Source organism: Vibrio frigidus (assembly GCF_042465995.1).
Lineage (GTDB): Bacteria > Pseudomonadota > Gammaproteobacteria > Enterobacterales > Vibrionaceae > Vibrio.
Map to the genome: position 1 here is coordinate 186249 of NZ_JBCDMC010000009.1, position 23638 is coordinate 209886.

Annotated in this window: 21 protein-coding genes and 2 riboswitches; of the genes, 10 read left to right on the plus strand and 11 right to left on the minus strand. The window is 44.2% G+C overall.

Annotated elements, in window-relative coordinates; all coding sequences use genetic code 11:
• Positions 1 to 516: 516 nt before the first annotated feature.
• On the plus strand, positions 517 to 1479 hold the full coding sequence (locus AACW90_RS16695; protein WP_390236709.1) for an aldo/keto reductase: 963 nt from the start codon (positions 517 to 519) through the stop codon (positions 1477 to 1479).
• A 72-nt stretch (positions 1480 to 1551) separates the two neighbouring features.
• On the opposite strand, the gene AACW90_RS16700 is transcribed toward AACW90_RS16695, so the two are convergent.
• The gene (locus AACW90_RS16700) at positions 1552 to 1980 is read right to left on the minus strand and encodes a MarR family winged helix-turn-helix transcriptional regulator (protein ID WP_390236711.1); all 429 of its coding nucleotides are present in this window, start codon (positions 1978 to 1980) and stop codon (positions 1552 to 1554) included.
• Between the two features lie 100 nt (positions 1981 to 2080).
• Here AACW90_RS16700 and AACW90_RS16705 point away from each other — a divergent pair, with 100 nt between their 5' ends.
• A complete protein-coding gene (locus AACW90_RS16705; RefSeq protein WP_390236713.1) occupies positions 2081 to 2821 on the plus strand; it encodes a siderophore-interacting protein in 741 nt (246 codons plus the stop codon).
• Between the two features lie 75 nt (positions 2822 to 2896).
• Here AACW90_RS16705 and AACW90_RS16710 read toward each other — a convergent pair whose 3' ends face one another.
• The 10 genes from AACW90_RS16710 to AACW90_RS16755 form a co-directional block, all read right to left on the minus strand.
• On the minus strand, positions 2897 to 3397 hold the full coding sequence (locus AACW90_RS16710) for a flavodoxin (RefSeq protein WP_390236715.1): 501 nt from the start codon (positions 3395 to 3397) through the stop codon (positions 2897 to 2899).
• Positions 3398 to 3471: 74 nt separating this feature from the next.
• Positions 3472 to 7044, minus strand: coding sequence for a pyruvate:ferredoxin (flavodoxin) oxidoreductase (gene nifJ, locus AACW90_RS16715; protein ID WP_390236717.1), 3573 nt, complete (start codon positions 7042 to 7044; stop codon positions 3472 to 3474).
• A gap of 8 nt (positions 7045 to 7052) precedes the next feature.
• Positions 7053 to 7280 (minus strand): hypothetical protein, encoded by a 228-nt coding sequence (locus tag AACW90_RS16720; protein ID WP_390236719.1) that lies wholly within the window; start codon positions 7278 to 7280, stop codon positions 7053 to 7055.
• Between the two features lie 2 nt (positions 7281 to 7282).
• On the minus strand, positions 7283 to 8548 hold the full coding sequence (locus AACW90_RS16725) for a 4Fe-4S binding protein (protein WP_390236721.1): 1266 nt from the start codon (positions 8546 to 8548) through the stop codon (positions 7283 to 7285).
• A 195-nt stretch (positions 8549 to 8743) separates the two neighbouring features.
• Positions 8744 to 9523: an ABC transporter substrate-binding protein gene (locus AACW90_RS16730; RefSeq protein WP_390236723.1), complete on the minus strand. Its 780-nt coding sequence runs from the start codon at positions 9521 to 9523 to the stop codon at positions 8744 to 8746.
• Positions 9477 to 10214 carry an ABC transporter ATP-binding protein gene (locus tag AACW90_RS16735; RefSeq protein WP_390236725.1) on the minus strand — a complete coding sequence of 246 codons (738 nt, stop codon included), beginning with the start codon at positions 10212 to 10214 and terminating at the stop codon, positions 9477 to 9479. The genes AACW90_RS16730 and AACW90_RS16735 overlap by 47 nt, the downstream gene beginning before the upstream one ends.
• Positions 10207 to 11157 carry a FecCD family ABC transporter permease gene (locus tag AACW90_RS16740; protein ID WP_390236727.1) on the minus strand — a complete coding sequence of 317 codons (951 nt, stop codon included), beginning with the start codon at positions 11155 to 11157 and terminating at the stop codon, positions 10207 to 10209. Before AACW90_RS16740 ends, AACW90_RS16735 begins: the two co-directional genes overlap by 8 nt.
• On the minus strand, positions 11154 to 11891 hold the full coding sequence (locus AACW90_RS16745) for an ABC transporter permease (protein ID WP_390236729.1): 738 nt from the start codon (positions 11889 to 11891) through the stop codon (positions 11154 to 11156). Before AACW90_RS16745 ends, AACW90_RS16740 begins: the two co-directional genes overlap by 4 nt.
• Positions 11884 to 12801: an ABC transporter ATP-binding protein gene (locus tag AACW90_RS16750; protein WP_390236732.1), complete on the minus strand. Its 918-nt coding sequence runs from the start codon at positions 12799 to 12801 to the stop codon at positions 11884 to 11886. Before AACW90_RS16750 ends, AACW90_RS16745 begins: the two co-directional genes overlap by 8 nt.
• 42 nt (positions 12802 to 12843) lie before the next feature.
• Positions 12844 to 13878 carry a sirohydrochlorin cobaltochelatase gene (locus tag AACW90_RS16755; protein ID WP_390236733.1) on the minus strand — a complete coding sequence of 345 codons (1035 nt, stop codon included), beginning with the start codon at positions 13876 to 13878 and terminating at the stop codon, positions 12844 to 12846.
• A 171-nt stretch (positions 13879 to 14049) separates the two neighbouring features.
• Positions 14050 to 14230, minus strand: a riboswitch (cobalamin riboswitch).
• A 500-nt stretch (positions 14231 to 14730) separates the two neighbouring features.
• Positions 14731 to 14898, plus strand: a riboswitch (cobalamin riboswitch).
• Positions 14899 to 14998: 100 nt separating this feature from the next.
• On the opposite strand from AACW90_RS16755, the gene AACW90_RS16760 reads away from it, so the two are divergent.
• The 8 genes from AACW90_RS16760 to cobA are packed head-to-tail and all read left to right on the plus strand — an operon-like array spanning position 14999 to position 23627.
• Positions 14999 to 16216, plus strand: coding sequence for a cobalt-precorrin-5B (C(1))-methyltransferase (locus AACW90_RS16760; RefSeq protein ID WP_390236735.1), 1218 nt, complete (start codon positions 14999 to 15001; stop codon positions 16214 to 16216).
• Complete coding sequence (locus AACW90_RS16765) at positions 16204 to 16857, plus strand: precorrin-8X methylmutase (RefSeq protein ID WP_390236737.1); 654 nt, start codon at positions 16204 to 16206, stop codon at positions 16855 to 16857. The genes AACW90_RS16760 and AACW90_RS16765 overlap by 13 nt, the downstream gene beginning before the upstream one ends.
• A 4-nt stretch (positions 16858 to 16861) precedes the next feature.
• On the plus strand, positions 16862 to 18115 hold the full coding sequence (gene cbiE, locus AACW90_RS16770; RefSeq protein WP_390236739.1) for a precorrin-6y C5,15-methyltransferase (decarboxylating) subunit CbiE: 1254 nt from the start codon (positions 16862 to 16864) through the stop codon (positions 18113 to 18115).
• A complete protein-coding gene (gene cobI, locus AACW90_RS16775; protein ID WP_390236741.1) occupies positions 18108 to 18872 on the plus strand; it encodes a precorrin-2 C(20)-methyltransferase in 765 nt (254 codons plus the stop codon). The genes cbiE and cobI overlap by 8 nt, the downstream gene beginning before the upstream one ends.
• A gap of 12 nt (positions 18873 to 18884) precedes the next feature.
• Complete coding sequence (locus AACW90_RS16780) at positions 18885 to 20540, plus strand: cobalamin biosynthesis protein (RefSeq protein WP_390236743.1); 1656 nt, start codon at positions 18885 to 18887, stop codon at positions 20538 to 20540.
• A 30-nt stretch (positions 20541 to 20570) separates the two neighbouring features.
• Complete coding sequence (gene cobJ / locus AACW90_RS16785; protein ID WP_390236745.1) at positions 20571 to 21443, plus strand: precorrin-3B C(17)-methyltransferase; 873 nt, start codon at positions 20571 to 20573, stop codon at positions 21441 to 21443.
• Positions 21440 to 22267 (plus strand): precorrin-4 C(11)-methyltransferase, encoded by an 828-nt coding sequence (gene cobM / locus AACW90_RS16790; RefSeq protein ID WP_195705408.1) that lies wholly within the window; start codon positions 21440 to 21442, stop codon positions 22265 to 22267. Before cobJ ends, cobM begins: the two co-directional genes overlap by 4 nt.
• Entirely contained in the window at positions 22254 to 23627 is a 1374-nt protein-coding gene (gene cobA / locus AACW90_RS16795) for a uroporphyrinogen-III C-methyltransferase (protein WP_390236748.1), read from the plus strand. The genes cobM and cobA overlap by 14 nt, the downstream gene beginning before the upstream one ends.
• Positions 23628 to 23638 lie beyond the last annotated feature (11 nt).

Below are 23638 nucleotides of genomic sequence, written 5' to 3' on the forward strand. Positions count from 1 at the left end.
GACACTTGTTTGTTCACATAAGGCTACCACATTTCGTCATCCCCATGAAAATGGGGATCTAAACCTACCAAGATTCCCGTTTTCACGGGAATATGACGACGAATTATTGAATATGTTGTCTTGGTCGCAAGCTAAGGATCAAGGATTAGTCAAGGTTAATTGCTGTAAAGAGCGACGCGAATGTGCACGCTTCTAATTTTATGAATACGCAGTAAGCAGAAGGTTGTGACTCGGTTTAAACTATGTAACCTTAATGAATAGGCGATGAAAAAGACTGACTAATGCACTACAATGCCGTTCGGTTAGTGCCAAATACTTCGTCATTCCCGTGAAAACGGGAATCTTAGATCCCCATTTTCATGGGGATGACGTTGGTTTTCGTGAAAATAGTCCCATTTTAATCGAGATGACAGGTTTAGATAACGTTAACCGAACGGCATTGGACTAATGCATTAGGACTAATGTCATCGTAGATGAGACACTGCATAACGATTAATAGGTAATTAAGGACGTTAAATGAGAAGCGAATACAAGATTCCACAAATTGGTTTGGGTTTATGGAAGATCAATAAAGAACAGTGTGCTGATACAGTATATAACGCGATTAAACTGGGTTATCGACTGTTAGACAGTGCTTGCGATTATGGTAACGAAAAGGAAGTCGGTGAAGGGATAAAACGCGCCATTGCGGAAGGAATAGTCACTCGGAAAGAGTTGTGGATTACTTCTAAACTCTGGAATACATTCCATAAAAAAGAACATGTAAAACCGGCATTAGAACGTACGCTTTCTGACCTCGGTGTTGATTACCTAGACTCTTATCTTATCCATTTCCCCATCGCTCAACCTTATGTCCCATTTGAGACGCGTTACCCGCCAGAATGGCTGCTTGATCCAGAGGCCGATAAACCAACAATGGAACTCGCACCGGTTCCTTTATATGAGACGTGGCAAGGTATGGAAGCGCTTGTAGAATTGGGTTTGGTTAAGCATATTGGTGTTTGTAATTACAATACCGGACTTCTGAATGACCTAATGGCATACGCTAAAATTAAGCCATCTGAACTTCAAATTGAGTCCCATCCTTATCTTACTCAAGAAAAGTTAATAAGATTGGCGAATAATTATGGTATTGCAGTGACCTCATTTTCACCGCTAGGTTCGCTCTCTTATCTAGAAATGAACATGGCAGAAACGCTGGATTCTGTACTCAAAAAGCAGGTGGTTATTGATGCTGCAAAAGCTCATAACAGGACCCCAGCACAGATAGTATTAAGATGGGGAATACAGCGCGGCTGTTCGATTATTCCCAAAAGTACCAATATCGGACGTCTGCAGGAAAACATATCTATTTTTGATTTCTCACTCACAGACAATCAAATGGCGGAGATCTCAAGCCTAAATATTAATCGCCGTTTTAACGACCCCGGTGATTTTTGTGAAGCTGCATTTGACCGCTTTATGCCAATATACGATTAAGGTATTAGGTAAAGCAAGATAAGCCATACGCTCGCGATTGCTATCGTATGGCTTATACTTAGCTCGTTTTGTTTAAACGTTGCGAAGATTGCACGAGATTATGTCGGCTACTCTTCTGAATTCAGCCAGTTCTTGTTCGGTGAGGTTCTCTTGCATTTTATTGTGCATACTGCTCTGAGTCTCGGATACTAACTTCATTAATGCTTTACCACCTTCTGTCAGAGTCAAAAACTGGCTTCGTTTGTCCTCAGGGTTAGCACGCTTCGACAACCAACCCTTATCAATCATCTCTTTAATCAGGCGAGCTATCTGCGCTTTATCTCTAGCAAAGAAGTTGACGATATCATTAGCTGTACATGCTTCATTTTTTTCTATAAAAGTTAAACATCTGATATGCATGGAATTTAATCCAATTTCGCTCGCTTTAAGGGTTGACCGCATTGTTAAACGGCATAAGTGAACCATATTGAAAATAGTGTCGGAGATAGAATCGTTGTTCATAAAAATAACCTTACAATATAGTTGACATAGTCAACCATTAAGAACTATAGTAGACTTTATCAACTTAATTGCTATTGTTCAAGTTAAAGAGGAAAACAGAATGCGACCAAATAAACCAAAAGCGCGTTTAACACACGTGTCAAAAATTATCGAACTTTCTCCACATATGCGTCGCATTGTTTTGACTGGAGAGGGTATGCAAGACTTCCCTATTGATTTGGAAGGTTCATATGTGAAGGTGGTTTTGCCGTCACAAGATGAAAATGAACGCAAGATGCGTTCATATACCATTCGTTTTTTTGACCCACAGACGAGAGAGTTAGGACTTGATTTTGTCATCAATCGTCATAATGGTCCTGCTACCAATTGGGCAAGGCATGCAAAAATTGGAGATAGCATTATGATTGCTGGGCCAGGGCCAATGAAAATGACCAACTACGACCACCATAGCTATTTGTTGGTTGGGGACATAACTTCGATAAATGCAATAAACGGATATGTACCAAGGTTTCGACCCGGAACGGACGTGAAAGCGATCATTGGGGTTCCTACTCGTGCAGACATAATAGAGATGGATTATGACGATTCACAAAATACGGAATGGTTTGTGGAGGATGAAGCGACGATAACCCTAGAGGAAAAAGTTCTAAAGGTGGCACAGGGGATGTCGAAAGACACCCATGTATTTTTGGGATTGGAAGCCAGAAGCATTCGTTCACTGCGTCCTGTATTACAAGAAGATATCGGCCTTGATAGACTGAATATTTTTGCCGTAGGTTATTGGAAAAAAGGCGTCGATGCTGACCGATTTGGCGCTCAAAAGAAAGTTAACCCAGTATAGTCGTTAACGTTATAGTCTATTTATCGACCCTCGGCTTTCATTTCGTCACCCTTATATCGATCTTTCGACGCACTTTTATTCGTTCATGGATGACTTCAGTTGACTTACCCAGTTTTCAACTCGCTCATGTGTACGTTCCGCTTGTCTTTCCATATCGATAGCAAGGCCGACAAACAAACCGTTTTTCTCGGCTCTCGATTCCGAATGCGTATAGCCTTTAGAAGGCCACGGACCAATAAGTGTCGCGCCTGCTTCTTCGCATGCTTGCGCAAGGTCGGCCATGGCATCCACAAAAGTGTCGGCGTAGTCGATCTGATCTCCTAAGCCAAAGACCGCAACCTTGGTGTCTGTTAGATTAAGATCTTCGATGTCATCGAGTACATAGTCCCAGTCAGACTGAATCTCGCCGTTGTTTACTGTCGGCGTACCGAGAATGATAAGGTCATATTGTTCGAAATTCTCCAATTCTATATCTGCGATGTCGTAGCTATCGATACCAAATTGCTGAGCGATAAGCGCGGCGACTTTTTTTGTCGAACCGGAGTCACTCCCATAAAATACGGCGATGTTTGCCATTGTTGTTCTCTCTATATTTAGTGTTTATACCAATTTTGAGTGTATGGACTAATCGAATGTCGATACGTTTGGCGTTATTTCCATTCAGCTAATTGATTAAGTAATGATTGTTTATGTTCGACTTGAGATTGCAGTGAAGCGATCCCTTGTAGATAGCGTTCATGATCTTTTGTTGAAAGCTGCTTAAATCGATTTTGGCGTTCAATGAAGTGTTCCACCCCGAGTTTCGCAGGCCGTGAATCAAGCTGAAGCGCAGCTTTACCTTTGGATTTTCGTCTAGGGTCAAATCGGTAGAGTGGCCACAAACCGGTATCGACAAGTTGTTGCTGTTGTTCGATACCTTCAGACATGTTGATACCGTGGGTAATGCAGGAAGCGTAAGCGATAATCAAAGATGGACCGGGGTAAGACTCTGCCTCCTGAATCGCCTTCAAGGTTTGATTCATATTCGCCCCGATAGCGATAGTGGCGACGTAGGCGTTGCCATTCATCATGGTGGTAATACCAAGATCTTTTCCTACGGTTTGTTTACCTTCGCTAGCAAATTTGGCGATGGCACCGGTTGGGGTTGCCTTTGATTGTTGTCCACCGGTATTGGCGTAAACTTGATTGTTTAGCACTATGATGTTGATGTTTTTATTGCCTGCTAGCACATGGTCTACACCGCCATAGCCGATATCAAATGCCCATCCGTCACCCCCTATAATCCATACGGACTTTGCGACTAGTGAATTGGCATACTGCGTCATTGAGTGTTCTTCAGTAATCAGCTGTTTCAGGTGTCTGATATTCTCACGTTGCTTCGTGATTCCTTTAACTGAGGAATCGTTAACCAGTTTGATAATGTCTTCGAATAGAGGTTTCGGAAGAGAGTCTTGCATGGTTTTAAGTTGAGTCAGTGCGATATCTTGTTCGCTTTCTAATGCCATCCGCATACCCAGACCAAACTCTGCGTTATCCTCAAACAAGGAGTTTGCCCACGCAGGCCCTTGTCCTTGTTTGTTTTGGCTATAAGGTGTGGTGGGTAGATTTCCTCCATATATCGAAGAGCAACCTGTCGCGTTGGCAATCAGCATATGGTCACCGTACAGCTGGGTGATCACTTTAATATAAGGGGTTTCCCCACAGCCAGAGCAAGCCCCAGAGAACTCAAGTAATGGCTCCAAAAGCTGGCTGCTTCGGGCATCGATGCGCTTGACTTCGATAGCTTTAAGTTCAGGTAATTGGGTGAAGTATTCAAAATTCTGGTTTTGTTCTACTGATACTGACGCCCTAGCCACCATTTTCAATGCTTTTCTTGAACCATCGCTTTCATTCAGAGTAGGGCACATATCCACGCAAAGCTGGCAGCCAGTGCAGTCCTGAGGTGAAACTTGAAGGGTGTATCGTTCACCATGGAAATCTCGCAGTTTATAGTCTGTAGTTATGAAGGATTTAGGAGCATCTTTTAATGACAATGTGCGACTGACCACTTTTACTCGAATAGCGGAATGAGGACAGACTAAGCTGCAGATATTGCATTGAGTACAGCTTTCTTGATTCCATTGTGGGACAAAACTTGCGATATCTCGTTTCTCCCATTTGCTGGTGGCAGTGGGCCACTGACCATCAACGGGAAAAGCACTTACAGGTAATTGGTCTCCACGGTTTTGTAAAAGTTCAGCTGTTATTTTTTTTACAAATTCCGGAGCATGACGCGAGACAATTGGCACGTATTCAGGATTACTTAATGTATTAACATTGGGTAAAACCTCAAATAAATCGGCTTCGGTTTTCGCTACTGTCGCCAGATTGGCATGGATTAACTTTTCACCCTTACGTTGATAGGTTTTTTTAATGGCTTCGTTTTGTCGTTCAAATGCCTGGTCAGGCGTGAGTAATTCGGTCAATAAAAAGAAAGCACGCTGCATAATATTGTTAATGCGACCACGAATACCACATCGATTCGCGAGGTCGTTGGCGTCGATAGTGTAAATCCTTAAATTCTTTTTAAGGATATGGTTCTGTTCGCGGTAATTGAGCTGTCCCCACAACTCGTCTGCTGAATAGACAGAATTAAATAGAACGGTTGCACCCCGTTTGGCATGGGCCAGAATGTCGTTGTTTTTAAGCAGGCTAAACTGGTGACAACCAAGGAAGTCTGCTTTATCTATGAGGTAAGGCGCATCAATTAGGGTGTTATCGAATCGCAAATGAGATGTGGTCATCCCCCCACTTTTTTTGGAGTCATAAACAAAATAACCTTGGGTAAACCAAGGGCTGTCGGAGCCCACGATTTTGATGGTATTTTTATTTGCGCCAACGGTACCGTCTGATCCCAACCCATAGAAAAGTGCCCGGAGTGTTGACTCATCGTAGTCGATGCCTGTATGGACTAATGGTAGCGAAAGGTTGGTGACGTCATCGGTTATACCGACCGTAAAGCTATGAAAGATTGAGCCAAATTCTATAGCAGTATAGATAGACTCTACATGATAAGGGGTGAATTCTTTTGAAGAGATTCCGTATCGTCCACCAAAAATTTCCGGTGTGGGGGTGCTATGGTGTGTGTGCCAGCTTTGTGACATTGCTGCGAGCATGTCGAGGTATAGTGGTTCGCCGATGGCACCAGGTTCTTTGGTCCTATCCAGTACTGCAATGTTTTGAATCGTTGATGGAATAACGCTTAAGCAATGCTCGACAGAAAACGGCCGAAATAGATGAACGCATAGAACACCGACGTGTTTACCCTTTTTTTGCAATCCAGTAACGGTTTGCTTCACGGTGCTTGTGGCGGATCCCATCACGACAATAAGTGCGGTGGCTTTTTCATCACCAAAATATTGAAAAGGTTGGTAATGACGTCCGGTAAGCTCGCCAAATTTTCCCATCATGTCGACGACGATGTTAGAGCAGATATTATAATAACTGTTTACCGCTTCTCTTGCTTGAAAGTAGGTGTCCGGGTTCTGTGAAGAACCTTTGAGTGTTGGAGCGTCTGGTGTCAGTCTTCGCTGAAAGTGTTGTGCAATAGCGTCTTCATCTAACATTTTTTCTATTGTGTCATTATGGATAGTTTGGACGTGGTTTAGCTCATGAGAGGTCCTGAATCCATCAAAAAAATGCACAAAGGGGATACGGCTTTGTAATGTGGCTGCCTGAGCAATTAATGCTAAGTCATGGGCTTGTTGGCTGTTATTGCCTGAAAGCATAGCAAAGCCAGTTTGACGTACCGCCATCACATCGGAGTGATCGCAGAAGATTGAAAGGGCGTGTGTTGCCACTGTTCTCGCCGCGACATGCAGTACAAAAGGGGTGAGTTCGCCCGCTATCTTATACATATTTGGGATCATTAATAACAATCCCTGTGATGAGGTAAAAGAGGTGGCTAAAGAGCCTGCCGTTAATGCCCCGTGTACAAGACCTGCCGCTCCGGCTTCCGACTGCATCTCGTAAATACTAGGTATGACGCCTCTGAAGTTAGTGACTTGGTCGTTCGTCCACTCTTCGCAATGCTCTGCCATGGCAGAAGATGGGGTAATCGGATAGATGCCGATGACATCGTTACAGCGATATGCCACAGAAGCCGCGGCCTCATTGCCGTCCATTATCCTAATTTCTGTTTCTTTTTGAGTGGTGGTGGTCCCCACCTTTTTGTTTACGTTCATGTTCTACCTCAGTCGTGGTTACGAGCACTTGGATCGTATCCCTTGGCCCATTGGCGAATGATATCCATGTCTTCCTGCTTGCGTTTTTCAGCATTGTCATCGGTGATTTGACTAAAAACATATTGAGGTTTGTTGGAACTGCTGGTTTTCAGAACCAGGGTAATGTCTTGATGTAAAGCCAGTAGGATGAAACCGGATGTCACGGCATAAAATAGATATAGAAAATGCTTTCTCATACTTATGACTCCTCAACAGAGATGGTGATTGGTTGCTCATTTTTGAGGTGTGTATTGGTGCGCTTATTTTGCGTTAGTTTGTCTTGTTTTCCTGCAGGATTTTTTTTGATCCTTTTCGGTTTGGTTACCTGTTTGTACCACTCTTTTATAAAGAGCAGATAGTCGGTCATCGCATTAATAGGACAGAGGGTTTTACACCAAGGACGATGAATAAACAGCGAGGTGATGAGCAACAAAATAGTCGGAATAAATAGATAAATAGAACCCACCATGCTGAACATAATACCGAATGGTTCAAAGGTGAATGCCGCAGGATTTCTAAAGTACAAACCACCGCTCAACGTCGCCAATAAAATAAGCCGTGGGAACCAATGAAAGGCTTTGTGTTTAAGGCTGATGGTTTTCGCATTAGTAAGTTTAGAGAGACATTGTTGTGTGGTACCCATAGGGCAGATCATCTGACAATAGATATTTTTGTTGAACAACAGAATATAGCCGACACTGAGTATCAGAAGAATAATGGCGGTATAATTTCCAAGGCCTGATGTCCATGTCCCCGAGATTAATATGCCCATCGTGGCGGAAGAAACAAGGGCAGCCGAGTAGAAACCAAATATAAGCAGTGCGGAAATCATCACGGTCCATTGCATCTTGTTTTTATGGATGCTGGTAGACCGGCTGACATAAATGGCCAATAGGAAGAACACCACCGCGAGTCCATCAAGGAAGCTTACCGTATCAAATGGGCTAGATGCTTCTTCTAGGCGATAGCCAAAGATCTGTTCACGAATCGGGTCTACGGCATTATTCGCGGCGTTTAGAATGCCATTCGAAGACAACGTTGCGCCGCTTATGGCATCTACGGGGATCTGACTTCTGCCCATTGTGCCAAGGAATTTATTCACTAAACCATGTTCAATCACCTTGTTCACATAAGAGGCGGTGTCTTTGATGGATAAGATACTGGCTTGCTCAATGGCGCCTTGTATATTCATACGAATTGCGACGCTAAGTTCACCACCGTAGCCAACCCCTTGCCCAACGCCTAACCATGCTTTTTGTTCGTCGTTTTCAGTGATTTTGTAAAGGTTATCATCAACCTTAACGAGTTGCTGGTTCTCTTCTAGCAACGAATTTAGCATAGTGCTTTGACGCTGAGATATCTCAACTCCGCCAAACCACCAAGCGGCAATAATTAATATTAATGAAGCTATAGCGGCAACTTTTTCGACGACAAGGTTTGATTTTTTTTTAGATCTTCGAGCCATGACCTACCTACCAAAAGGGTATAAGCGTAATTTTTGCTCATGGTAGCGTTATAGCGAATGGTATAAAGGTAGATAACAACCCATTTCAGATACAAAAAGTCCAAACATGGTTAAGGTTGATTTTCATCAATGGTTAGGGGGAATGATGAGTTATGTTTTCCCCCAATGATATATTTAGGCTCGAATTAAGGCCTGCTATTGCTGCGTATTAAATCGATGATTTAGTTCCAATGATAGATAGAAAGACCGAGTGTTTGCGCGTGAAAATTCTAATTGGTCCACCTTCATAAACTCACTACTGAGTATGCTGTAGTTTGGTCTTTGTGACGGCAGAGTAGGGCGTTTGTTCATAGGCCCGACTTGATAGATATAGTAATCTGGGTCCTCAATCAGGATGCTTTCGATGTTAAATTTGGCAACCTTACGCCCAGTAGGCGCGATAAGATCACCGCCCGCAGCGCCGATAATACCATTCACTATGCTCTTATCTCCTGCCACCATAAATGGGCTTTCTGTTACTTCAAAAACTACCCTTGGTTTTTGTTTCAATGGTTGAATTTGTTCACGAACATGAACAAGCTCTTGGACAAGTTTATTCGCCTCAGACTGTCTATTTGTCCGCTCACCTAAGCTTGTTATCTGCGTAAGGATTTGGTCCAACGTGACGGGGTCGTACTTCATCACCTCTACGTCTAGTTGCTGCGACATATACTCAGAAAAAAATCGATTTGAGCTGATGATAAGAAGGTCTGGTTTTAGGCCTTTCAGTAACTCAACATTTGGCTTGATGTGAGAACCTACCTTTAGCGCATTGGGGAAGTCGTCGTTACTGCGAGTAACGCCGACCACCTTGTCCTGAACGCCAAGTTTAATCAATATGTCACCTGCAGCGGGCGCAAGTAAGACAATTCTTTCATAGGCTATAGCTTCAGGAACAGAAACTAAAGCTAGTAGTATCAGAAGACACCGTAACATCGTAAACCTCGGAGAGTAGTTGTGGGGTTACTTGGTCCCTAAGGACATCATAAATAAGCTCCCCTTTCTTAAAGAAAAGGAATCGATCAAAATAGCGATACGCTAGATTGATATCGTGTACAGAAGTGATGACCGTCTGTGGCAATTGGTGTAAGTGGTCAAATATTTCTAATGTATGACGGATATCTAAGCTGGAGTTAGGCTCATCTAAATAGATAATTGGTGCCTCCTGATTTAACACGCGCGCTAACATCACTCGGCGTTTTTCACCACCAGAGAGATCTGAATAACTGCGTTTCTTATACTGTTCTATATCCAGTAACTTCAGTAACTCGATGGTCTTGTCTTTATCCTGTTGTTGGAACTCATTGGTTTTTAAGTGTACATATCTTCCAAGCAGCGCAACCTCAAGGACGCTAAACGGAAATGAGATATCTGAAAACTGTGGCAGAACGGAAAACAGCCTCGCCCGTGTAGAGTGGGTGATCTCTTCCAATGGCTGTTGCTGATAAAATATGGATTGTTGAGGGGTTTCGATTAACCCAGCAAGCAAATTTATCAGTGTACTTTTCCCGCAACCGTTTTCACCCATTAATGCCACTTTTTCACCAGATTCAATAGCTAATGAAGGGACGTTAAGGGAGAAATCGCTTCTGCGATATTCTAGATTTTGAATCTTGATATTAGCCATTCCAGAAGTGCTCCCTTCGGTGCTTTAACAGATAGAAGAAGAACGCACCACCGAATACCGCCGTCATAATACCAACTGGAAGCTCAGCCCCACCTGGAATTATCACTCTCGCAATAGTATCTGATGCCATAAGCAGAAACGCACCAAACAAACTGGAATAAAAGATATTATGTTTCATATCGCTGCCAAAAAGACTGCGAGAGATATGGGGAACGATAAGACCAACAAAGCCGATAATCCCTGAAAAGCTGACCGCCACCGAAACCAGTAAGGTCGAGGCGATAAACACCTTGGAACGAAGGCGATGGACATTGACACCAAGGCTCTGCGCCGAGTGTTCATCTAGAGCCAAGATGTTCAGTTTCATTGAATTGCGGTGCAGATAAAAGAAGACGCCCGAAAACAATAAGGTGCAAATGGTTAACCTTTCTACGTTGACCATAAAAATGCCGCCCATTAACCAATAGACAATGGAGTTTAGAGAGTCCTCAAAATAGTACTTAGAAAAGCTGATCACCGCAGAAGCGACCACATTCATAACGACCCCTGCTAAGATCATTGTAATTGGGTTAATCCGTCCCGCTGTCAGGGACATCCGATAAACCATAGTGAGTCCACCTAACCCTGTTATAAAAGCAAATACAGAGACAAAGTGAACCGGCATACCAAGGGAAATGGCTAATACGGCCCCCAATGCTGAGGATGAAGCCGCGCCAGTGGTGAAACTGTCTGCCAAAGGGTTTTTCAACGTAAGCTGATAGATGCTGCCGCTAAGACCTAACATGGCACCGATAACGGCCGAAAATAGCACTCTAGGCACTCGAAGTTCGGTCAGAATTTTGTATTCGATCGGCGACATATCAAAAGGATTGATCCAGTTGGGGCCGATCAGCGTTGAAAGCAGCATACAAATAATAAAGATAGTAACTAATGTCCACCTCATGCTTCGACCTTATATACAATTCGATTAGCGACAAACAGCAGTATGAGCGTCAGAACAAACAATATAGCCAATGATGAGGTATTAAAAGGGGTATCCAACAGAGAAGAGCGAATGAGATCCGCGCTGTAAGTTAGAGGGGAAAGTTTAGCCAGTATCTGAATCACCATGGGCATCTGATCGACAGGAAAAAATGTGCCAGAAAGAAACATCATCGGGGTAATCACAAATGAGTTCATGGTCGCCTGATCTCTATGGTTTTTCATCTTGAGTGAGATGATAAAACCAATAAGAGCAAAGGCAATCAGATGCAACAGCAAAGCCAAGGCAAACTGAATAGAGAAATGCAAACTGATACCACAAAAAACGCTATAAATTGCCACTACAGCGACAGGAATCATGCCTTTAGTGACGCCATAAGCCACTTCGCCAGCCACGATTTGCCATCGCTGGTTAGGTGACAACAGGTACTCCTCAAATATCTTTAGATAGAAACGACTGATATTGATTTCGCTCGCGATATTATAGCTATGGTTCATACTCGACATCGCTAAAAGTCCCGGTAACAAAAATGTGAGATATTCGATACCTTCAACGGTGGTTCCTTTACCTACGCCATAGCCGAATGCCATCAGATATAGGAACGGAGGAACCGCTGCTGCCAATACGACACGGACAATCTTTTTCTTTAATACGGTGCATTCCCGATAGTAAATGCCTACGACACCATCAAGCATTCTTTATTAGCCTTTTTCCAGTGAAATGGAGGAAAACATCTTCCAATGTGGTTTCTCTGACGCTGGTTTCTCTTACTCTTGTTTTTGGAGAACGGGTTTCCATAGGATCGTGAGAGATATCAGCGAGTCTTTCCAACGCTTGCTCTCGGTTATCATAAAACTCCTGATGGAAATCCTCGGTTTCTATTTCAAGAACATAGCGCCCCAAGCTGTGCTTGAGGTTTTCTGCGGTTCCTTGTGTGATTATTTTCCCGCTGTCTATAAAGATGACGCGATCCGCTAATCGTTCTGCTTCCTCAATATAATGCGTAGTGAGGAAAATAGTGCAGTTACGTTCCTTGTTGATTTTATTGAGAAAAGACCACATTTTTCTTCGGCTGTGGGGGTCTAATCCCACCGTTGGTTCATCCAAAAACAAGATTTTTGGCTTGTGCATTAGCGCTCGAGCGATAACCAATTTTCGTTTCATGCCACCTGATAGCTTTGAGGCTGGCTTGTCTTTATGTTCAGTTAGCCCGGCAAATTCGAGGCATTCGTCGATAGCTTGTGTTAGGGAAGCACCGCGCATTTTGTACAATAGGCCATGAACCTTAAGGTTCTCAACGGAGGTTAGCTCCCGGTCAACATTATTGTGTTGAGGAACGACCCCGATTAATCGCCTCAATTTATGTCGGTCAGAACGATTTTCTGTCTTCTCATACAGAACCTGACCAGAGTCAGGTTCGAGCAGCCCAGTCATCATCTTGATTGTTGTCGTTTTTCCTGCTCCATTCGGTCCCAGAAAGGCACACACTTCTCCGCGACGAAGGGAAAAACTCATCTCATCGACAGCTTTGCTTTTACCAAAATACCGGGTCAATGACTTAACCTCAATGAAAGCGTCATCGGTGTGATGTTGATCTGAAATCATGGCTATACTGCTCTTTCTATTAAATGAGTATGATCAACGGTGTTAACGTAGCGTTATGTTGGCGTCTTTTGCCGCGTCGACGAGATGTTGAAGATAGATCTTTTGAATGGATTCTTTGCTACCTAATCCTTCGAGTAAAGGGGTTACTTTGATGTTTTGCTTTGACAGCATCACTTTCCACGAATCTTCATCATCACCAGCCATATCGTTGCTTGCATGGTCTCCAGCTACGACCATTAGCGGTTTTACGGCAACACTTTTTATTGCGTCGCGTTTTAACTGTTCCATTATATTATCGAAGTTGGGGTAGCCCTCCACCAGACCAACATAGATATTTACGTCGGGGTAACGTTTATTCATCACCTCTTGCAATTCATAATAGAGACCGGTAGAAAGATGGTCGTTGCCATGACCCATATAGATCAAAGCAGTATTGTTTTCTTTTGCTCGTTGTACATCGCTAGCGAGTGCTTCAGCAAGTTGGTCTAAGTCTTTTCGGTACGGGTTGTGTGACCCCCATGTGCCCATTAGTGGGCGTCCAAGAACGACCTTATTAAATGGTTTCCATTTCTCTTTTATTGTTTGAATGGAAGCCAGAGCGTCGACTGTGGCTTTAAGATCGATAAACTCTTCACCGTGTGACAGTAGCGTTGTTTGAACCACGATATTCTTATAGCCTTCGTTTTGCAGATCAGCCATCGTACCGAGTACATTTTTCACTTGGTAAAAACCTTGTGGTACCTCAGGATGACTTTTTTGATACTCATCATCCGATGCGCGTCTATGCCAGATTTTACGAATAATACTCGAAGTAAATGCAAACCGGACGGGTGTATCTGGGTAGGCGTCTTGGACCTGTTTTTGTATACCAATAAGTGACCCGATTGCTGTGTCATAGCTTGTGCCAAATGCGGCGAGTACAATAGCGGATTTTTCTGTTTTAGCCGTTGGTTCAGAAGCGTGAACAACAGGGATAAGAGGCAAGGTGGTCAATAGCCCGATAGAGATGATCTTTAGTGCCTTGCGAGGGATTTTATGTATATTAAACATATAATTAAAACGTTTAGTATTTGACATTATTATATTCCGTAAGTTTAAGTACAACGTCCTTTCCATCATATGGTGGGTCTATTGATGGGGTTCGTGTGACCATTATTTTTGGCTTACAGGATTGAATATCGGGACCGGCCATAAATAGGCCAGTAAACCACGAGTAACCCGCTCGCCTTTACAAACTCTAGTGTTAGAGTTTTTATTATTATTCAGGCAGGTCTCCTGGCTTTTGGGTCAACATCTGGCAGCGCGCCTTCCCGGATGTTATCCAGTGGACTAATGTCTGCCGACTCTCCAATTACAGTTGCGGGCACAGCTCAAGCGTCTAACTTGATTCCCTTTTAAGTGCTATTTAACCTAAACACAGAATAATGGGCATTGAATGATGTCCATTATTCTGTGCTCAGGTCAATTTAATAAATATTACACCTGAATGACAATCATATTGCCTTAAAAACATCAATTATAATAGTGATTAACATCAACAAATATAAAGATGTTTATTTTTACAACATATAAATAAAAAGAACCATACCACTATTTATTCATGTCCAATTAAGCAATGACTTTGTGTGTAAATTGTCAGTTATGGTAAATACCATCCCATTTAGGATAAAAAGATGCCATTCGCCGATTTTATAATCGCAATATTCTTTTTTATGAGATATACGTCACTGTTTTTCGTCGAAATATTTAATAGTAAAATTCTTTCGGTGCGCACATATCACATTTTAATTCAATAATATTAGTAAGTTATATTTTTCTATTAAAAGACCTTCATATCAATTACTGATATTTTTCATGGTTATGATTCTATCATTTAATCTAAATTGATATTTATCAATTTTATTATCGATGCTGTATGAGAGACTTTGGGAATATTTAGTGATAGGTGGTGCTCGTTTATATCTTCTGAGTGCTATTTTATAAAGTGAATCAGGTTAAATCCCTGAACTGTACCCGCAACTGTGAACGAAATATGTAATCTTGTGTGATTGAATATATATTTCGTAAGTCAGAACCTGCTAAATAACCAACAATCAAACAGCCTGGGCGGGATCACTCAGAGTCATTGTATTTCGATTTCGGCCGCATTAATGTTTGATTATATATAACTATCCCGATCGTGCCGGAGTTTCTGTTAGTGGGTAAATTAAAGCGTTCGAAAAGCAATAAAGAGCTGCGCTGGGGCTATACCACAGGGGCTTGTGCGGCGGCGGCGGCTCGCGCGGCTGTGCGGATGCTAATTTCGGATAAGCCGTTCTCTCAAATAGACATTCAACTTCCCAATCGAGACTTGGTGACATTTCAACTGGTTCGTTTAGAACGAATCGTTGAACGACAAACCGAGCAAGTACTTGCCGGTATTATTAAGGACGGGGGAGATGACCCCGACTGTACCCATGGCCTAGAGATTCAGTGTACAGCTAAGTGGAGCCGGCACCCTGGAATTCAGCTCAAAGGTGGGGAAGGGATCGCGACTGTGACGCTTCCGGGGCTTGAACTTCCGGTCGGTGAACCCGCTATCAATCCGATACCTAGGGCCAATATCCTCGAAATGGTGCAGCTAGAGTGGGATCATTCAACGTTAACATTTTCACCAAACAGCAATAATGCTTTAGGCGAACCATATTCTGGGCTTGAACTTACTATTTCGGCTCCCGGAGGAGTAGAAGCCGCGAAACAGACCATCAGTGAAAGGCTAGGTTTGATTGGTGGAATCTCTATTTTGGGCACGCGTGGAACGGTTAAGCCGTTCTCTACATCTGCTTATGCGGCGTCAGTGAGACAGTCAGTTCAGGTTGCGAAAAGCAATGGTCTAGAGCACGTTATTTTGACCACGGGCAGCCGTTCAGAAAAATCGGCGATCAAGCAATGGCCAGAACTGACGGAATTGGCGTTTATTCAGGCCGGCGATTTTATTGGCGTTGGGTTAAGAGCGGCGAAACGCTTTCACGTAAAGCGCGTTACCTTGGTGGTGATGATTGGTAAGTTAGGCAAATTAATTTCCGGTCGAATGATGACTCATGTATCTGGTCATGCTATCGACTTTACACATCTTAGCAAGCTTGCCAGAGAGGCAAAAGTATCCCCTCTCTTATGCGATAAAATCTATGCGGCCAACACGGGACGCCATGTATTAGAGCTAGTTAGAGAAGACCGACCAGAGTTGTTTCTTGAGCGCTTGTGTCAGGAGGCAAAAATTCATGCGGACCGTTATGTAACAAATGAATTGGATATCGATGTCGTTCTAATCGATTTCGATGGCAAACCCTTAGCCCGATATTCCGATGTGAATGCTATATCAAACCCAACCAAACCTATTGACCAAATTTCAGGTGAAAAGACATGGACACAATGAAACAGATGACCCAACAAGGGCAGGTAATCGAGAATGATTCGTTCTCTATTATCGATCAAGAGGTCCACCAATTTCACGGTGGCCACCAGTTTGACGAGAAGCAGTGGCCAGTTGTGCGAAGGGCAATTCATACCACGGGTGATTTCGAGTTTGCTCAGTTGTTTCGGTTTAGTGACGGGGCGGTCGAAGCAGGAATTGAAGCACTAAAAGCGGGTTGTCCAATTATTAGTGATGTGACGATGATCACCAGTGGCTTAAGTGCCCAACGATTATCGGTATATAAAAATGATACCCACTGTTTTATCAGTGATAAAGCGGTAATCACCATTGCAAAAGCGAAGGGTGAAACTAGAGCTATTTGGGCTATGCGTCGAGCACGAGATCTGGGCTTACTAGACGGTGCGATAATTGGCATTGGTAATGCACCTACTGCGCTGTTTGAAGTACTAAGAATGGTGGAAGCTGAGGAGATAAAACCGGCGCTAATCGTTGGTATCCCAGTTGGGTTTGTTAAAGCTAAAGAGTCCAAACAGGCTCTCATTGACCAGAATAAGATACCTTATATTGCGAGCGTCGGCCGCAAAGGCGGCAGCCCTATTGTGGTGTCAACTATTCACGCCCTTCTCTATCAAACGGTATAAACCTATGGCAAGTATTACGGTAATTGGTGTTGCTGAAGATGGGTGTATGAGCTTAACCAGCAGGGCAGTAAATGCCGTGTCGAAAGCCAGAGTTGTGGCAGGCCATCCTCGCCATATGGCATGGTTTCCTCAATTCGATGGTGATTTTCTCGATATGACCGAAGGTTTTTCTGTCTGGTTAAATAAGGTGATTGATGCGTCTGAAGAAGGGGATGTTGTGGTTCTCGCTTCCGGTGACCCTCTTTTTTTTGGCATCGGAACAACCTTACTAAAAAGGTTACCGGCTGAAGAACTTCTGTTCATTCCGACCCAAAGTTCGGCCCAACTTGCATTCTCTCGTTTGGGATTATCGTGGTCGACGGCTCAATTTCTCTCCTGCCATGGCAGAGAGCGTGCTGGAATGGTGGCACAGATGCAGTCAGGTAGCCTGTTTGCGATTTTGACGGATTATAAAAACACGCCGCAAATTATGGCAAAACACATGCAACAGTTCAGTGAATCTGGTTGGAAGCTTACCGTCTGTGAGCAACTTGGTGGAACTACAGAGCGCATTCGCTCGTTTTCGGTCGAGGAACTGGCTAGTAGCGAGATCCTGTTCGATGGATTGAATATCATTGTCGCGCAACGGGAAGAACAAGCAAGGTGGGGAGGCAATGGTCAGTTTGCGAGTGATGATAGCTTTGTCATGCGTATGCCACAAAAGGGGCTGATTACTAAGCAAGCGGTACGACACCTTGCTCTTACCAGTATGTGTATTCAGTCAGAGGACACGGTTTGGGATATCGGTGCGGGTTCAGGGTCTATCTCTATCGAGTCTGCTAAATTTGCCTCAAAAGGCAAGGTGTTCGCTGTGGAATGCAATCAAACCTGCTTTCAACACATAGAAGCGAATATGCGCGCGCATGCCACCGATAATGTTCAGCTTATATCTGACGCTGCCCCGAATGCGCTGAAGGACCTGCCAAGTCCCGATGCTGTTTTTATTGGTGGAAGTCGAGGCGCAATGAACGACATTCTTTCTTATGTGTGGGCCGCACTCAATAGCGGTGGCCGCTTAGTCGTTTCAGCCGTCACGATGGACACAGTAGTCGATGTTTATCAGTGGGCGAAATCTAACGGGCTAAATTTCGAAGCGCAGCTAGTGAACGTTTCTAATACTCAACCATTGGCGCAGTATCTTCGTTATCAGGCGGAGAATCCTATCCACCTCTTTTCAATTGTGAAATCTAAATACCCTTCGGGAGAAATTAATGAATAACGGCAAATTCGGTCAGCTATATGCTGTTGGTGTAGGTACAGGTGATAGTGAATTGTTGACGCTAAAAGCAGCTCGATTAATTCAAGAAGCTGATGTTGTAGCGATTCCGGAAAAAAATAAAGGAAAAGCGGACTCATTTGCTTGGGAGATCGTTAACGGTGCATTGCCTGAAAAAGATATCCCGGGAGAGCGTTGTTTTTTGCATTTCCCCATGACTCGTGATGCGAGTGTCAATGTTCCGGCTTGGCGTGTAGCAGCGATGACTATTTTTGATCGTCTCAAACAGGGTAAATCGGTGGTATTTGTGACCGAAGGTGACCCTTCTGTATTCAGCACATGGGCCTATATTCAAGAAGAGCTTGATGAAATAGCACCCGAGATAGTGCCGATTATTGTCCCTGGAATTACCTCAATTACAGCGGTCCCTGCGGCGACAAAGATACCGTTGGCGGATGGTATGGAACGTTTTTGTGTCGTCCCAGCAACCTACGGAATTGAGAGCCTTGATACTCTGGTAAAAGAATTCGATACCATCATGCTTATCAAAGCAGGTCGAATGATCCCTCAATTGTCGGCGAAACTGAAAGAGCTTGGTTTGAGCGATACGGCGACGTATGTTTCTCATGCCAGCACCGATAAACAAGAGATCTACCATAATCTTGACCAAGTACCGGAAGAGCATCGTTATTTCTCTATGGTTCAATTGTCGATTCGTAGCCGCCGTGGCGTCTTACGTGGCAAACAGTCGGTAGCATAAGTAGGTGAGAAGATGAAACTTGCGATTTACGCCATCACCGTAGCGGGCGAAAAACAAGGGGCTAAGCTGAAAAGGGCGCTCCCTTTTGCCGATCTCTTTGTGTCTCCAGTTGCGATAGATGTATCACCAGACGCAACACTATTGACGCTGCCGTTATCGAGCTTTGTTGCGGATAGGTTTAATCAGTATGATGGCCATATCTTTATCTGTGCTAGCGGTATTGTCAGTCGAATCATCGGGCCATTGCTGAAAGACAAGATAAACGATCCAGCGGTGGTCTGTCTGGATGAGCAAGCGACGTTTGCTATTTCCATGCTTTCAGGTCATCGCGGTGGCGCAAATCAATTAACCGAACGAGTCGCCCATGTCGTAAAGGCGACACCCGTTATAACAACGGCATCCGATGTATCTGAGACGGTGTCAGCGGACATGATTGGGTCCCCTTTTGGTTGGGTTCTTGACCCCATTTCAGAACCATCAATTACAAAGGTTTCTGCCGCTATCGTCAATGAAGAACCAGTGATTATCGCGCAACAAACGGGCAATAAAAACTGGTGGAAGTACGACAAGCGCATGCCCGCTAACCTCATTAGCCATACCAGCCTTGATGGTGTCGAAAGTGCCCATTATCGAGGTGCAATCCTCATCAGTGATGAAAACCAAGTTGACCTATCCGGCTGGGAAAATAAGGTCGTACTTTGGAGACCAAAATCTTTAATTTTTGGTTTAGGTTGCGACCGAAATACACCTTTGTCAGTGTTGAAAGCGGGGTTAGAAGCCTTCAGCGAACAATTTAATCTCTGTTTAGACTCTGTTGAGGCCTTCGCGAGTATCGACCTCAAGGCGGACGAAGTTGGACTGCAACAACTGTCTGCGCAGAATCAGTGGTTATTTAGCACCTATACACCGCAACAACTGGATGGATTTGAAGGCATAGAAAGCCCGTCAGATTACGTCAAGAAGGTGACCGGCAGCAATTCTGTGGCAGAAGCAGCCGCATTAAAGCTGAGCGGGACTAAACAGCTTGTCGTACCAAAATGGGTATTCAAGCAAGACGGTTTCAACATGACGATAGCGTGTTGTCGCCGCGAATTTACTGAATCTTTGGTCAGGCATAAGCGTAAGAACTGGTTTGGTGAGAAAAAACATGGCAGCGAAGTTCGGCATGGCGATAGCGAGTCAAAAACCAATGAAATCAAAGTAAATGCCTACGGTAATGAAGTGGTAGAAGGCTATCAATGCAAGCCAAAGCATGTGGATTTGGATCGGCCAATGCTGTTCTATAAACACCATATTTTAATCTGTGAAGGTAAACGTTGCGCGAAGGCAGGAAGCAAAAATCTTGCCCATGATTTGCGATCAATATTGAAAGCGATGGGGTTGTCGACAGGAGAGCAGCGAATAAAAATAAGCAGAACTATGTGTGCCGGTGCTTGTCGCAATCGTTCGACAATGGTGATCTACCAGCGAAGTGACAAATCGCCTTCTTCTGAAAACCAAGAACCTTCTGAAAATAATGCACTTTGGCTGCGAGGTATTGAAGCGTTTTCCGAACAAGAATGGAGAGCGTTGTTTAACGCGTTGGCGAATAATAGGCCGCTTTCCCAAGCGATAGACAATAAATATTTCGCGCAGATAGAAGGCGCGGACGAGACGAACCAATTATGAAAAATATAACACCTGCCGAGGAGGCAAACTGTGGCTAGATTATCTTTGGTGGGATTAGGACCAGGAAGCGTTGATTTGATGTCGATCCGCGCTCAAGAAGTGATTAAACAAGCCGACGTGATAGTGGGTTACGGTCTCTATGTGAAACTTATCGCCTCGCTTATTAACGAACAAGCACTGGTAAGAACAGGAATGACCAAAGAGTGGCAGCGTGCCGATGCCGCCATTAAACTGGTTCAAGAAGGTAGGAATGTGGCGTTGGTCTGCTCTGGGGATGCTGGCATGTACGCGATGGCACCTCTCGTGTTTGAACTGCTCTCTTCGCATCAGATTCATATTGAGGTGGAAACTATTCCCGGCATTACCGCGGCCAATGCTTGCGCGTCGTTAGTTGGCGCACCGTTAGGGCATGACAGTTGCACGATTTCGCTGTCCGATCTCTTGACCCCGTGGGAGGTCATTACTCGTCGCATAGAAGCGGCGGCAATGGCTGATTTCGCGATTACCTTTTATAATCCGAGGTCGAGAAAACGTCAAAATCATATTGTAGAAGCGCAACGAATCATTCTTAAACACAGACCAGCGACCACGCCTGTCGCCGTTGTCAATGCGGCCTATCGAGATGAACAGAGTGTGCAGCTTTCGACACTGGATAGTTTTACCGATCTTGAGTTTGGAATGAATGCAGCGGTTATTGTGGGGAACGAAAGCAGTTATCGTTTCAAGGACTGGATAGTGACCCCTCGTGGTTATAAGAACAAATACATTTTAGAAGATGGCGAGACACGTGAAGGTCAAACTCCAGGGCGTTCTCTTGAATACGCTTCAAAGGAGTTATCTTCTATTGAGCCGCAACAATCTCTTGATAAAGACATGGTACAAAACAGTAAGGAAGTCGTATGACCGTTTATTTTATTGGTGCCGGGCCGGGTGACCCAGATTTGATCACAGTAAAAGGTGCAAAGTTAGTAGAGACCTGTCCGGTTATTCTTTATGCCGGAAGCTTGGTTCCTAAAGCGGTTATTGAACGCGCTCATCCAGAGGCGAAAGTGTACAACTCTGCCAGTATGGACCTGGATGAAATCACCAAAGTGTATACCGACGCCCATGAGCAAGGACAAGATGTTGCAAGAGTACAGACGGGGGATTTATCTATCTATTCTTCCCTTGCTGAGCAAACACGCCGGCTTAAGGTGCTGGGTATCGACTGGAAAGTCATTCCTGGTGTGTCTTCATTTCAAGCATCTGCGGCCGCTTTGGGGCAGGAGTTGACGCTTCCAGAAGAGTGCCAAACGATTATCCTTTCGCGTGCCTCTGGTCGTACTCCGGTACCAGATAAAGAGAATCTCAAGTCTTTAGCTCGACATGAAGCGACGCTATGCTTATTTTTAAGCGCAACCTTGATAAGAAAAGTTGTGCGTGAACTTAGCGATGTTTATCCACAAAACTGGCCAGTTTGTGTGGTGGAAAAAGCCTCGCACCCAGAGGAACGCATTATTCGTGGCACCTTAGCGGACATCGCCGACAAGATGCATGACGCTAATATCCGGTCAACGGCCATGATCATTGTCAGCAAAGTATTTGCTATAGACGATTTTGTTGATTCTAAGCTGTACGATCCCACCTTTTCACACGCATGCCGTAAAGCGAAAGTGGTTGAGCCTTCTTCTCGTCGCGCTTTAGAAGTAGAGACCTCAGTAAAGGGAGAGTCACATGACGAAAGGTAAAGTCTATTTGATTGGTGCGGGTCCCGGCGATCCCGGCCTGCTTACCTGTCGAGCAAAACAGTTGCTGAGTACCTGTGATGTGGTTTGTTATGACAAGCTTGTGAGCGCCGCAATCCTTTCCATTATTCCAGAACATGTTCAGTTGCATCAGGTCGGTTATCGTGGTTATCAAGGCATCCATATTGAATACGGTATGCACCCAGATGTAACGGAATTTGCGTTAGCGGGTAAACGCGTCGCTCGGCTTAAAGCGGGTGACCCGTGTATCTTTGGTCGCACAACTGAAGAGTGTCGCGATCTAAAACAACACGACATTCCATATGAAATAATACCGGGTATTACCGCGGCATTAGGTGCGGCTTCTTACTCCGGTTTTCCTTTGACAAGCGGTGGTATCGCTTCTAGTGTCACCTTTGTCAGCGGACATAAAAATACCGAGACGCTTGCGTCATGGAGTAGACTTGGTCAAGCGGGTGGTACATTAGTGCTTTATATGGGAGCCAAAAAACTGGCACAGCATACCCAAAACCTTATCGAAAATGGCAGAAGTTCGCATACCCCCATCGCGTTAATATGTTCGGCGACAAGTGCTGATCATCAATGTATTACGGGAACACTGGGTACTATCGCTGAAAAAGTCGATCATTCCACACTTAAGGGACCGGCTCTAGTGATTGTTGGTGAGGTTGTCGCCCAAGCTGAGGAACTTAACTGGAGAAATACCCTGCCATTAACTGGCGTTAGGATGCTTGTTTGTGGTCAGTATGAAGAAACGGCCTATTTACGTGACAAGGGCGCTGAGGTTATCGCGATCGAAAATACCAGAGTCAGTTCGTTGATCGATCAGGAAGACCTCGACTATCTAGCGACGGCGCCAGAACTCGCTTTCGGCGACTTGCCCTCGTTTAACCTTTGGTGGAATGCAGTACAAGAACATCATTGGGACATCAGAAAATTCGCGATGCCATTAGGTAGTAACAACCGCTTTGTTAGAATGGCGTTGAAAAATATTGGTATTCAAGCAGAAAAAGTATCTGACAATGCACTAACATTGACCGTAAATGAAGAGAAAGCGTTTGGTGAAAAAAACCGATACTATCTTGTTGGACGAGTTAATAGTGAGCCACTTAGCTATACGATTCCAATGGTCGATTGGTTATTAGTAGAAGATATTGCGGTACTTAAATCCATCATTTCACACCATTCTATTGCATTGGAGAGCGCTCAATTGGTTCCATTAAACGAAGAAGTTCGCCAGTGGGCAATCCAGCACGGGTATCTTTTAGATAATATCGACTACCCTGAATTCGTTGATATGTCAGACGTATTGAGCTCGCGAGAACGCGCTGATGTTGCCTGACTTTCTGCTCA